The organism is Vibrio makurazakiensis (assembly GCF_050337375.1).
GTDB classification, from domain to species: domain Bacteria; phylum Pseudomonadota; class Gammaproteobacteria; order Enterobacterales; family Vibrionaceae; genus Vibrio; species Vibrio makurazakiensis.
In genome coordinates, this window is sequence record NZ_JAKJSW010000129.1 from 1 (window position 1) to 12,863 (window position 12,863).

Consider the following 12,863-nt stretch of genomic DNA (forward strand, 5'->3'; position numbering starts at 1 on the left):
GTTAAATACACTCCAAGCATAAAGGATGCCTAGACACAGGTTGATACAGAAACCTGCTAGAAGGATGCGCATTGCTTTATCAATCTTGCTCATTTTCATTCTCAGTTTTGTCGTTATCGAATACAGAGATATTCAGATAATGACGGGTTAGTGTGATGGTTTTCTCAAAATAAGTTTGCGTTTATCAACAGATGCCGCAAAAGAGCGCGGATTATAACCAATATAAATGTGATTGGAATCTCTTTTTAGGGCAATTATGGAATTAATTTTACTGTGTTAAATAAATGTTTTCATGAGGTTGTGTTGATGTGTTGGATCGATGTTGAGACTGTTAACTAATCACCGAAAGCCCTGATAAAACGGGCTTTCGGTGAAAGAATTGCCATTCTGGTCAGATCAGTGTGCATTGATCACAATGTGTCAAAAATATTCAAAATATTTTCAAGGTTAATTTTATGTAACAAAATAACTCATTTTCAGAAGTTGATAAGAAGATGCCAGTAATCGCGGTATTTCTGCAAAAAGCATTTGTTAATACCTTGTAAATTGGAATGGGTTGATTGTTTTTTGTACATATCTTGTTGCTTTTTTGCTCTTGAAAAGTTCCAAAAAACAAGGAGAATAGCCCGCAAAATGAGATTGCAAATATGAAAGGATGCATTTCTAGATTTAATGTGAGGCTAATATGATCAAATTAATTTTAATTTTAGTGCTGTCAGTTTCTGGTGGTTTCGCAGCAGCCGACCATCTACATTCTTTTCTTCTTGGCTTATACTTGATCATCCATTTCACATACAAAAAATACATTGCGATACAGCCTGAACCGACCCCTAAAAAGAAATGCAGCATTCCCAGAATTCCAATTGCAATGATTGCAGCACTTTCCTTAGCAGTAACCATTGAGTCTATGAAAAGTTATCTCTATGAACCTAGAGTAACTTGAGTTCTTCACAACCTACCGTGCTGTGGAGCTATCATCATATCGTGGGCGAGTACAAATAAGTGTAATAGTGATAATTTGATTATTTAATACAGATTGCACTAAGGCGAGGTGTGCAGACACTATTTACTTTGATTTGTTAGTTCAATTATTTTTTCATGAAGCCAATCTGTAAAAGGGTGGTTTCGGTTCGCTTGATGGGTGAATAGCGAAAACTGGCGCCTGAACGTATCCTTTCGAAGTTCAGGAGGAAGATCTAAATATCGATATTCTTCATCTAACATTGGTATACACTTTGTGGATGTTATGCATATAAAGTCGCTATTTTTTACGACATCGAGCATTAAGCTGATGTTATTGCTTCTTATACTTATATGTTTATTTAAGTCATACTTTTTGATTAGCATTTCGGCTTTGGTCGGTTGTATATATCCCGGAATGACGTTGGCACACAGTGAATACTGCAGCACTTCATTCAATGAATTACTAACTATTGGATGGCCTGTTCTCATCACAAGCATAAACTTATCGTCGCCCAGTTCCCTTTCACACAGTGTTTTGTTGGTGTCCATAGGTAGATAACTAACGCCCCAGGCTTTTCTCGTTGTTTCTAAAGCTTTAGCTGTGTCGTTTACCCAGGGGGTGCACTGTACCGTCAAGTTTGGTGCTAATGATGTTAGCTCTGTAAGTAAAGGAGAGCCAACACAAACCATTAAAGGCGATGGGAGCATGAGTTGAATTTCACCTTTGAAGTCTCTTATATCCCAGCTTTCTTTAGAGATACTTAAATTATCAAGCTGTTCTAAGAGTGGGGGCAAAGATTCAATCAAGAGCAGACATTTAGGTGTCGGTTCCAAATTATTCTTATTTCGAATGAATAGGTCATCATCAAATTGGTCTCTAAGTTTTTTGAGCATAACGCTGACGGTTGGTTGACTAACGTTCATCACTTTGGCTGCAGTTACGGTCTGTCGAGTTTCATTAAGAATCAAGATGAGACGAAGCAAATTTAGGTCAGCAATCATTTGAGTTCCAATCTGTATTGGTAGGGCGGGCGTCTGTTAAGACTAACTCATAGGTGTTGAATCTTAAACTTCAGTAGGCTTTATTAACAACTGAAATGTCTAATTGAATACGTAATTATCCCAAATGAAAATGGCTTTAAAAGTTATATAAAGCCAGCATGGAAAACTTGTTTCACTTTTTATTGTTTGTTGCTCTGGAAGGGGAGGTGTTCACCGAAGGTAGTGCAAATATTCCAACGGTGAATTCTGACTCTGAACTTGTTTCAGATGTAGGTGTTATCTGAGGCTTTGGGCATTGACTAAGTCGCCGCCATTAATCGCTTGTAGTTTTTGGTCGTTGCCATTGCCCTGGATGATTGAGCGACATGCAGTCCAATGTATCTGGAAGTTAGTGCCCAGCTTGCCTCTTATACCATTGATAATATTAGACAGCCTTACAGCTTGGTTATTTCTAGTGAAGAAAAGATAGTCCCCACCAGGTAAGGTAAACAAAATACCATCGACTAATTCCTGGCGAGAGCCCATTCCTTTCGTTTGCCACTTTTTCGTTTTATTTACATCACTATAAGACGCCATATCWCCACATAAGTAATGCTCTTTTACTGAGATCCCTGCCGGTGTTACTTTCCATTCTTCGTCCGTAGACGTGATTTTGTAGGCTTTTGGGCCGCCATCAACGACAGCTGCTGTTTTTCTTCCATCCAGCATTTGCCCATCTTTAACATATGTTTGCAAAGGAACTGACAGTTTGATTGTATCTTGTGCGTCCATGAAGCCGTGACCGATCAAATATACGTCTTGCATTTATTACTTCTCCATTTGTAATAGCGTTGAATTTATATAACCGTCTTTATGGAATAAGCATAATGCGCTTTCGTATGTGTTCAGTATTTGTCTGGCGGATTTTTATTCAAATAGTGACATATGCCCAAAATGTAAAAGTAAACGTGTATGGAGGACACGTTGATAAGGGGTCATCTTCCATAATCTCCGGCTTTATGATTGTCGACGTAGTGTGCTACTGCCGCTGTAAGGGCGATGAGTATATAAAGAGGCCAAGTGAAGCCTTGGGTTAAGAAAGTGCCTGAGACGCAGAAAGATGCCATACCAACAAAGTTACCTTCACTGATAGCTTTAATGGTTGGGGAGAATTTAGTTGGGTTGGCTGATACGGTATTCAATGAATTTCGTGATGACTTAAAAGTAATGATCACCATGCTTAAAAATACAAATAGCCCTAGAAATCCGGTCTCTGCCAATACACCAAACCAAGTACTGTGAACGGCGTGATTGAGACCGTCCCAAAAAGTGCTATAGAAGAAGTAATTGAAGAAAAAGTTATTYATGCCTACACCTGTTAATGGGTTATCTAGTGCCATCCCAATTGCGGCATCCCACGCGTGTATTCGGCCCATTGCAGATTCATCAATCCCATCCTCGGCTGCACCGCCTGATTTCCTTCCACTAACGCCCGCAACTGTAAATAATACTAAAGCACATAGTGCACCAGCACTAAACAGCAATACCTTGGATTTGACTCTGCGATATGCGATGAGCCCAAGTACCGACAAGATACCAAGTAATCCCCCTCGGCTTTGAGTCGCAATGATTGCCCAGAATAGTGTTATGGCTGCTATCAACCCTAGAAGGCGTAACGGGAGGCTAGTCCCTTTTGTGATTAATAATGAAATCGCAAACGAGAACGGAAAGAGCAATACGAGTGCAAGATCATTTGGATCCCCCAGTACTGAACCAAAGTCTCGGCCAATCGTGACTCGTGTTTCTTCGACTAAACCTATCCCATTCATTTTATTAGAGATCGCCACAGTACCAACCGCAACGCCACTGATGGTCACCATTATCAATGCCAGCTTGAAATGTTTTACTTCGGTAAGTAGCCAAGACAGTAGGGGGGTCATGATGCCTATTTTTACGTAGATTGATTTGAAGTAGTTCATTGCTTCAGCTCTGTTAGCCGCGAACACGATTCCGATGAGCACTAACATAAAAAATATGAAGAACGCGGTCATTTCAGGACGCTTATAAGGCTTTATTTTTTGGCTAATGATGATGTGCCAAAGTAGCGTTGAGATGGTAGCAAGTGACAGCATGAAAGGGATGTGGAGAGAGTATAAAGCGGGTATTGCCTCATGAATTCTAAAGAATGAAAACACAATGAACATGAGTCCGATAGGCACAGGAAAGTGCAGGGTGAATAAGATTCCGATTGGAATGATACCCATTGCAACAGCAATGATCGGGTGTGGAATAAAATACCAGGCGAAGCCGATTAAGCCACACAGTAAAATGGATAAGAAACGTGTGTAAGCTCCAGCTTTGATAGACCTTATTGGTTCTGTTGTTTGCATAGTCACTTTGCCATTAAAACGTATAGTTAGTTAACAGCAAGTACTACGCCAACGTTGGTTGTAATTAACGTGTTGATTTTATGATGATTTTTTAGTTCAAACTCAAAAGTCTCAAATTGACTTGCAACTTGATACTGTCAGGCATGTGTAGTTTACGACTTTAAATTGTTGAACTGGTGAGTTTTAACACTTGTAGCGCCATTTAATTATTCTACTTTTTCTTTTTGCCAACGCCCCCCTAAAAATCCGCTGTATGCGCGTGTCTCTTTGTTATTTATCGTCATTATGAAACAAGAATTTCCTACCTTTAATTCTCTACTAATACGAATAAACGCATGTGACCTAATTCAAAGAAAACAACAAAACTAACAAGGTTACTTTTCCTTGTATTTATAGCTATAAATCGCTAAGTAACTGATAAATAAGTTAATGAGTTATGTTACTTTCAAACCTGCTGGTGTCGGTTGTTAATGGTTGTGAATTAAGTTTTTCTTTTAAAAACAATGGCTTGAAATTATTCGCCGTTCTGTATGTTAGAAACTATCACTCTTGTTGGTTTTTGTGAGCAAGGTCGTTTTCATACAGATAAACACTATGTAAGGTAATCGTAACTGGTGTGAAGCACTTGTTATTCGTAAGTGAGCTTTCCATGGGAAGTTGTCAAAAGGAAGGACCAAAGTTAATGACTTTACCAAGCAACATTATTACAACGACGAAGAATCGGCTGAACAAAGCCAATCAATTATGTGTCGGGATTTTAACTGCATTACTTATCTTAGATGTTTGGCTAGGGGTGCTTGATCGTTACTTGCTCAAGCTACAACTTGTTTGGGTTGAAGAGATGGCGCGTTACATCATGATTTGGGCGATTTTAATGGCGGTACCTTGCTGTACTGCTGGGCGTGAACATATGGGACTAGAGTTTGTGACCAAACGTTTTCCTATGATGACACAACGCATCATCAAGCTTTTCGTTGGGGCACTAACCACTGCATTTTTCGCATACATTGCGTATCTCGGTTACGCCTTTGCAGAAAAAGGGGCTAATCAGCTATCCACCGTATTTGCTATGCCGATGTCTTATGCCTATGCCGCTATTCCTGTGACTTTTGCATTATCTGCTTTTCAGTCATTCCTTGTATGGCTAGAAGATATATACGCCTTCAAATTGAGTTTTTCTAATACCTCTGTTTCGATTCAAGGAGAGCAATCATGATTGGTATTCTATTCGCAGCATTAATGTTGCTTGGCGCTCCAATAGCTATTGCTTTAGGGGTGGCGGGTTTAGTCGGGATGCACGACATTGGTGGAGCTCACTTTGCTTCATTGGCTCCGAGTAAAATCTTTAACGGCTTAAACATATTCCCGTTTCTAGCTATGCCATTTTTCATCCTAGCGGGTGAAATTATGAACCACACTGGTATTACAAACCGACTTGTTTACTTGTCTGAAGCCTTGGTAGGTCACTTCCGTGGTGGTTTAGCTCAGTCAAACATGGTCGCTTCGGTATTCTTCTCTGGTATTACAGGATCGGCAACAGCTGATGCTGCAGCCTTTGGTCGTACGCTTGTTCCTGCAATGGTTAAGCAGGGGTATAGCAAAGATTATGCATGCGCGGTAACTGCTGCGGGTTCTATCATTGGTCCTACGATCCCACCTTCAGGTTTGATGGTTGTTTACGGCYCGCTAATGGGCGTATCGATTSGTGGTTTGTTTGCAACAGGTATTCTACCAGGCATCTTGGTATGTCTAGTGTGTATGGCAATTATTGCAGCGATGGGTAAGCGTAAAAATCTGCCTAAGATGAGCCAAAGAGCATCACTTAAAGAAGTATTGGATCACTTTAAGAATTCGGCGCTTGCTCTACTTATGCCTCTTATTATTCTTGGTGGCATTGTTTTCGGGATTGTAACCCCGACAGAAGCTGCTTCGATTGCTGTCGCTTACGCATTGATTATTGGTACGTTCATCTACCGTAACCTATCGATTAAAGCGCTGTACAAGATGATAGTGCGTACTTCGCAAATTTCAGCAGTAATCTACCTAATCATTGGTTCAGCTTCGATTCTTGGCTGGTGGTTGAGCTTTAATCAAATTCCACAAATGATTGCAGATATGTTCATCACTTTATCTGACAATCCAAACGTAATTCTTGCGTTGATCATCGTGTTGCTTCTAACAGTGGGCATGATCATGGACATCAACGTGATGCTAGTTATTTTGGCGCCAATTCTAGTCCCATTAACGGCTGAAATTGGTATGGATCCTCTGCACGCTGGCATCGTATTTATCTTGGCGTTGAACATCTCCTTGATGACACCTCCAATAGGCGCATGTTTGTTTGTTCTCTCCTCCGTTACTGGAGCCAAAATAGAGGGAATTTCGAAAGAGTTAATGCCATTCCTGATCGGTCAATTAATTCTACTGTTCGCAATTGCTTTCTTCCCTGACATTGTTTTGTTCATACCACGACTACTTGGGTATTAACTGAAAACAAACAGGTCGTTGAATACTAAATACCGGGAGGGCTCCCCCCAGAGCCCCACCTTTATAAAGATGTAATAACTGAAACACCCTATAAAACAAAGATAATTCATAGTAATGGAGTCAATATGAAAACTTTAACGAAAACTCTTGTTGCCGCTGCTCTTGCTGCTAGTTTTGTTACTGCCCCTTTTGCGATGGCTGAAAAAGTCCTACGTATCGGTCACGATAACAAAGCAGACATTATGGAAAACCCTGCACACGCGTTTACTGGTGTATTTAAAAACATCGTAGAAACGGCAACAAACGGCGAAATCAAAGTTCAAGTATTTCCAAGCAACCAGCTAGGTAATGCGAAAGAGCATATTCAAATGGTTCGTGACGGTCAGCTGCAAGGTACGCTTTCACCTGTTGGTCCGCTAGCAGGTTACTACCCACGAATTGGTGTGCTTGATGTTCCATTTGCATTTGATAACAACGCGTCAACGTATGAAGTACTTGATGGTGAGTTTGGTACTGCTCTAGCTCGTGATATCGAAGCTGAAATGAAAGACGTAAAAGTTCTTGGTTTCCCTGATACAGGCGGTTTCTTCTCTGTAACTAACTCGAAGCGCCCAATTGAAAACTTGGAAGATTTCGAAGGCCTACGTATCCGAACTATGACACTGCCAACACACCAAAAGATCATCCAATCTTTAGGTGCAGAGGCATACCCACTATCATGGGGTGAGGTGTACTCTTCACTACAAACAGGCGTAATTGACGGTCAAATGAACCCAGTACCAACGGTTTCTTTTGCGAAGTTTAACGAAGTTCAGAAATACCTAACGTTGACTAACCACTTATTTGCACCGTACACGTTTATGGTCAACAAAGACTTCTACGATGGCCTAACAGAAAGTGAGAAGAAGATTGTTGCAGACGCGGTAGAAATCGCTCTAAGTGCTAACCGTGGTTTGTCTCGTCTAATTGAAGCTTCTGATGACCGTGGTCTTGCTGGTCTGAAGAAAAAGATGAAGATCAACTCTCTGACTAACGAGCAACGTGACAGTATGCGTCAAGCGACTCAGCCTGGTGTTAAAAAGTACGTTCGTGAAACTCACGGCGAGAAAGGTTCAGAGCTGCTAGATCTATTCTTGAGTGAAGTTGAAAAAGCGAACAACTCGACTTACCTACAGTAACTACGACTGTAATAGCTCACTAGTTTTAAAGCTCTGACCTAGGTCGGAGCTTTAATTTATGAAAATTAGAGGGTTAGCTTTGATCACACAGTAATAAGTTTTATCTATATAACGGTACGTTTGTATAGCCGATTTATGGTTTTATTCATGCCATGAACTAACCTTAAAGTGCTATTAAAACAATAAGGTTGATATGGATATGAAACAGCTAAATAAAATGGCGCTAGCAGTGGGTTGTGCTTGCGTCGCGATGTCAGCTCAGGCTGCTAACCACGTGGCTGACGGGCGTGGTAATGCGATGGGTAATACAGGGGTGGCTTCGGCCGATTATCTTGTTGCACCTTTTTATAATCCGGCTCTAGGTTCGAATGCTAGAGAAAGTGATAAGTTTGGCCTGTTAATCCCAGCGATTGGTATAAGGGTTAGGGATAAAGATGAGTCGTTAGAAACGATTGATGATTTGCAGGATTCGATCAGTGGCTTTGAAAATAATCCCACCCCGGCTATAGAAGCCGAACTGAATCGCTATATGGATGAATTGACGAATAACTCGCCAATTACAGTGACCGGAGGGGCTGGGATTGCCGTTGCGATTCCATTGAAACAAGTGTCTGCCAATATATTTACCCGCGGCTATGTTGAATTAATCGCTTTGTCAGATATAGCAAGTTATACCGATGCAGGTATCAATACTACTGAAGACAGATATAACGCTTCTACGGTATCCATGGCTGCGTTTGGTTACACTGAAATAGGGGTCTCTTTTGCTAAAGAGTTTGTTATTGAAAATCAGCGTGTTTCATTTGGTATATCACCAAAATTCCAAGAGTTGACGACTTACTCGGCAAGCTCAACGATAGAAACGTTTGATTTGGATGACTATGACCAATCTGAAATTTCCGAAAATGCATTTAACTTCGATCTTGGTGCGGTTTGGTATCGCGATAATTACCGAGTCGGATTAGCGATAAAAGATGTATTGGCACAGGAAGTGAGATTTTCACAGGGTAATACCGGTGTATATAAGTTAAATRCTCAAGCGAGCTTGGGCTTTGCTTATTCCCATGAATTTTTTACCTTGGCTGCAGATGCTGATTTAACCAGCCAAGAGCGTTTTACCAATGTTAATGATGATACCCAGTTTATCCGTTTTGGTGTCGAAGGGGATGCCTGGGGCTGGGCTCAATTAAGAGCGGGTTACGAAATCGATATTGAAGATACAGTCGATAACGCTTTTACTGCAGGTATAGGTATCAGCCCTTGGGACGTTGTTAGCCTTGACCTTGCAGGTACTTACGCCGGTGACAACCAGTTCGGTGCTTCGGGGAATCTAGCATTTACGTTTTGATGTAAATCGTTATTCATAAAGCCATATAAAAAGTCCCCATATCAGGGGGCTTTTTATATGGACGTAATATTTCAATATAACAACAAAGGAAGAGGGTAATAATTTGGATATCGCACAGTGGGTTGGTTTTGGAAGTTTTACGTTAGGTGTGTTGTCGTTTTGGCAAAAAGATGACCATAAGCTCAAACTGTATATGCTGGCCTTTTATTCTGTTCATACACTACATTTCTTACTGCTAGGCAGTATGACTTCAGCTTTTTCGACGAGTTTGTCGTTAGTTCGAACAGGTATCGCGATTAAATATTCAGGCAAATTATTATGTTGGCTGACGATTTTAGTCTTGGTGAGCGTAGGTACTTACCTAGCATCTAGTTGGGTACAAATTTTTGCGATTCTTGGTACGACAATTGGCACTTATTCTATCTTCAACTTGAAAGGAATACCGCTAAGGTTCGGAATGTTATGCGGTGCTCTATGTTGGCTGACTAACAATATTTTGATGGGATCAATCGGAGGCATCCTGTTGGAGAGCACATTAATTGTCATGAATCTCATCACATCATTTCGTATTTATCGCTCTGAACGAGCCCTTTCCGAGCCTTCAACTTAGGTAACGGCTCTCAATGAGCCGACATTTTCATGTGAATTTCACTCAAATCGGTGAATAACTGACCGCGCGAACGATTGCCTAAAAATATGTGATGAAAGTCTCGTTTATTTATCTATACTTCTTTTCCGGTTCTAAGCCGGTGCTTAGCCCAATACAAGCCGTCACATGGATATGTGAATGACCCCACGGACCGGACCAGCTGCGTTCCAATGCTTGTRTAAGGTGATTTTTACATGAACAACTTGTTGTTATTAGCTACGTCGCGAAGCGCTCTGCTCGCGGTTCTTTGTCCTGCTCCTTTAGCGTCATTCGCTTTTTTGATGCTTTCTTTATAAGGGTTTAACGGACATATCATGAATATTTTATTTGGTTTAGTCGGCGTTATTGCGCTGATGGCTTGCGCATACCTGCTATCTGAAAGCCGCTCTGCAATTCGATGGAAAACAGTGCTAAGAGCATTACTTCTTCAAGTCTCTTTTGCTGCTCTAGTGTTGTATTTCCCTTGGGGTCAACTTGCCTTAACAAGTTTAAGTAATGGCGTTTCTAGCCTACTAGGCTTTGCTGATGCTGGTATCGCCTTCTTATTTGGCGACCTCGCGAATACTGGCTTCATTTTTGCTATTCGCGTACTACCAATCATTATCTTCTTTAGTGCTCTAATTTCAGCGCTTTACTACCTCGGTATTATGCAAAAAGTCATCCAAATTTTGGGTGGTGCAGTGCAAAAACTGTTAGGTACAAGTAAAGCAGAGTCTTTGGTTGCTACGGGTAATATCTTCTTATCGCAAGGTGAGTCTCCGCTGCTTATTCGCCCATTTTTAGCAACAATGACGCGTTCTGAGCTATTTGCGGTTATGGCTGGTGGTATGGCATCAGTTGCCGGTAGTGTTTTAGGTGGTTACGCAGGCCTAGGCGTAGAGCTGAAATACCTGATTGCAGCAAGTTTTATGGCAGCTCCAGGCAGTTTGATGATGGCGAAAATTATTGTCCCTGAGCGTGGTGTACCATGTGACTATGACAATATTGAGTTAGATAAAGCAGATCAAAGTAACGTCATTGATGCTCTTGCGAGCGGTGCGATGAACGGTATGAAAGTGGCTGTTGCAGTCGGTACGATGTTAATTGCATTCGTGAGTGTCATTGCGATGGTTAACACTGGACTAGAAAATGCTGCTGAAATGTTTGGAATGAGTGGTATTACTCTACAAGCTATTTTTGGTTACTTATTTGCTCCGCTAGCTTGGTTGATTGGTATTCCTAGTCATGAAGTACTAATGGCTGGCTCATACATTGGTCAAAAAGTGGTGATGAATGAGTTCGTAGCGTTTATCGACTTCGTTGAAAACAAAGCGCTGCTATCTGAGCATAGCCAAGTGATCATTACGTTTGCACTATGTGGTTTTGCCAACATTGGTTCTATCGCGATTCAGCTTGGTTCTATTGGTGTCATCGCACCTGAGCGCCGTTCTGAAGTGGCGAACTTAGGTTTGAAAGCGGTTGCTGCTGGCACCCTGGCAAACTTAATGAGTGCATGCCTAGCGGGTATTTTTATTCTGCTATAGATCGTACTTACATAGCGCAGCTCTCTTTAAGGTATTTTTAGAGTACCTATGAACTGCGAAATATTAAGGTATACAACGATGGCTTCTGTCGGTGTATACCTTTTTAGTTTAAAGAGCGTAAATTGTCCTTTCTCCCTTTTAACCTACTGGGCAAAATCACTGTCTAAGAACTTTCATATTATTGAACTGATTCAACTGAATTAGTTCTGAAAAAGGCATAGGTTTATAGAAATAGAATCCTTGAACAATAGAAACCCCTTGCTCAGAAATAAAGTCCAATTCACTTTGCTCTTCAACACCCTCAACAACAACACTCGCTCCGCCAACTTTGACTAGCTGACAGGTTAACCTGAAAACTTCCTGGCCTTTTTCGGTTGAGAGATTTAGCACAAATGAGCGATCAATTTTCACCTTGTCGAACTCAAATTTGCACAAATGTCCTAGTGATGAAAAACCTGAGCCAAAGTCATCCAGTGCAATGGTAATGCCCATTGCTCTTAAGCTATCCACAACTATTTTGGTTTTATGCTCATCTTTAACTAGTACATCTTCGGTGATTTCTAGTTCTACTTGGTTCACATTTATTTTGCTTTGGCCCAATAGTTTTTTGACGTGTAAATCAAAGTTATTAATGAGCAAAGTATCAGGAGATATATTGATCGATATCTTAAAATTGGGTTCTTCACAGAATATTTCCATTTCGGACAACGTTTTTTCGATCACCCACAAATCTAATTCCTGCATAAGGTCTAAGCGTGAAAATGCGGTTAGAAAGTAGGGAGGGGTAATGACCCCAGTTTCACTTTTATGTCTAATAAGAGCCTCAACGCCGATCACTCGTTGGGTTTGAATATCATATTGTGGCTGGTAGTAGAGTATGAATTCTCCAGTATCTCTTAGCTTTGTAAGTAGTTTTTGTGCTGAAATATTATTAGAGAGCTGAGGAACAAATGCACTGATACTTTGTGTCGAAAGGTCGTGCTGAGGTTCGTTTGTAAAGGCTTTTGAAACTGAGTTTGAAAAGATATTACTTACTGTGCCAAAGTCTTCCATTTGCTTTAAAAATGGACGATAAGCCAAGACACCCAAAATTATAATGACGAGCTGAAGCAGTGCACCTTCCACTGAATTTCCTGTCCCTATGTAGCCACTAACCAAAGGAGGAGTCATCCAACTCATGACTTCTGATACTGGAGGRACCCAGCCAATATAAGTTGCGAAATAGGCAATAACTAAACTGAAAACCGGAACGAGTAAAAAAGGAATGATGAGTATTGGATTGAACATAATTGGCAAGCCGTAGATGACGGGTTCATTGATGTTAAAAATACTCAAAATCAACAC

Annotated in this window: 11 protein-coding genes and 1 pseudogene; 8 read left to right on the plus strand and 4 right to left on the minus strand. The window is 40.9% G+C overall.

Annotated elements, in window-relative coordinates; all coding sequences use genetic code 11:
* Positions 1-688: 688 nt before the first annotated feature.
* Positions 689-778, plus strand: a pseudogene (locus tag L4C33_RS14320) (NADH:ubiquinone oxidoreductase); the annotation flags it as partial.
* Positions 779-1,062: 284 nt separating this feature from the next.
* Here the strand turns inward: L4C33_RS14320 and L4C33_RS14325 are convergent.
* Complete coding sequence (locus L4C33_RS14325) at positions 1,063-1,965, minus strand: LysR family transcriptional regulator (protein WP_428813102.1); 903 nt, start codon at positions 1,963-1,965, stop codon at positions 1,063-1,065.
* A 158-nt stretch (positions 1,966-2,123) separates the two neighbouring features.
* Between L4C33_RS14325 and L4C33_RS14330 the strand changes: the two genes are divergently transcribed.
* Positions 2,124-2,249 carry a hypothetical protein gene (locus L4C33_RS14330; protein ID WP_428813103.1) on the plus strand — a complete coding sequence of 42 codons (126 nt, stop codon included), beginning with the start codon at positions 2,124-2,126 and terminating at the stop codon, positions 2,247-2,249.
* Here the strand turns inward: L4C33_RS14330 and L4C33_RS14335 are convergent.
* Positions 2,242-2,769, minus strand: coding sequence for a putative adhesin (locus tag L4C33_RS14335; protein WP_428813104.1), 528 nt, complete (start codon positions 2,767-2,769; stop codon positions 2,242-2,244). The two genes, L4C33_RS14330 and L4C33_RS14335, sit on opposite strands and share 8 nt — an antisense overlap.
* Before the next feature lie 170 nt (positions 2,770-2,939).
* On the minus strand, positions 2,940-4,334 hold the full coding sequence (locus L4C33_RS14340; RefSeq protein ID WP_428813105.1) for an O-antigen ligase family protein: 1,395 nt from the start codon (positions 4,332-4,334) through the stop codon (positions 2,940-2,942).
* A gap of 682 nt (positions 4,335-5,016) precedes the next feature.
* Between L4C33_RS14340 and L4C33_RS14345 the strand changes: the two genes are divergently transcribed.
* The 6 genes from L4C33_RS14345 to L4C33_RS14370 all read left to right on the plus strand — a co-directional run bounded on the left by L4C33_RS14345 (position 5,017) and on the right by L4C33_RS14370 (position 11,519).
* Positions 5,017-5,550 carry a TRAP transporter small permease gene (locus tag L4C33_RS14345; protein WP_428813106.1) on the plus strand — a complete coding sequence of 178 codons (534 nt, stop codon included), beginning with the start codon at positions 5,017-5,019 and terminating at the stop codon, positions 5,548-5,550.
* Positions 5,547-6,821 (plus strand): TRAP transporter large permease, encoded by a 1,275-nt coding sequence (locus L4C33_RS14350; RefSeq protein ID WP_428813107.1) that lies wholly within the window; start codon positions 5,547-5,549, stop codon positions 6,819-6,821. The genes L4C33_RS14345 and L4C33_RS14350 overlap by 4 nt, the downstream gene beginning before the upstream one ends.
* A 125-nt stretch (positions 6,822-6,946) precedes the next feature.
* On the plus strand, positions 6,947-7,999 hold the full coding sequence (locus L4C33_RS14355) for a TRAP transporter substrate-binding protein (RefSeq protein WP_428813108.1): 1,053 nt from the start codon (positions 6,947-6,949) through the stop codon (positions 7,997-7,999).
* Positions 8,000-8,198: 199 nt separating this feature from the next.
* Positions 8,199-9,347, plus strand: coding sequence for a conjugal transfer protein TraF (locus L4C33_RS14360; RefSeq protein WP_428813109.1), 1,149 nt, complete (start codon positions 8,199-8,201; stop codon positions 9,345-9,347).
* 103 nt (positions 9,348-9,450) lie between these two features.
* Positions 9,451-9,957, plus strand: coding sequence for a YgjV family protein (locus tag L4C33_RS14365; protein WP_428813110.1), 507 nt, complete (start codon positions 9,451-9,453; stop codon positions 9,955-9,957).
* 353 nt (positions 9,958-10,310) lie between these two features.
* Positions 10,311-11,519 (plus strand): NupC/NupG family nucleoside CNT transporter, encoded by a 1,209-nt coding sequence (locus tag L4C33_RS14370; RefSeq protein ID WP_428813111.1) that lies wholly within the window; start codon positions 10,311-10,313, stop codon positions 11,517-11,519.
* A 156-nt stretch (positions 11,520-11,675) separates the two neighbouring features.
* Here L4C33_RS14370 and L4C33_RS14375 read toward each other — a convergent pair.
* A partial coding sequence (locus L4C33_RS14375) for an EAL domain-containing protein (protein ID WP_428813112.1) occupies positions 11,676-12,863 on the minus strand: 1,188 nt, incomplete at its 5' end.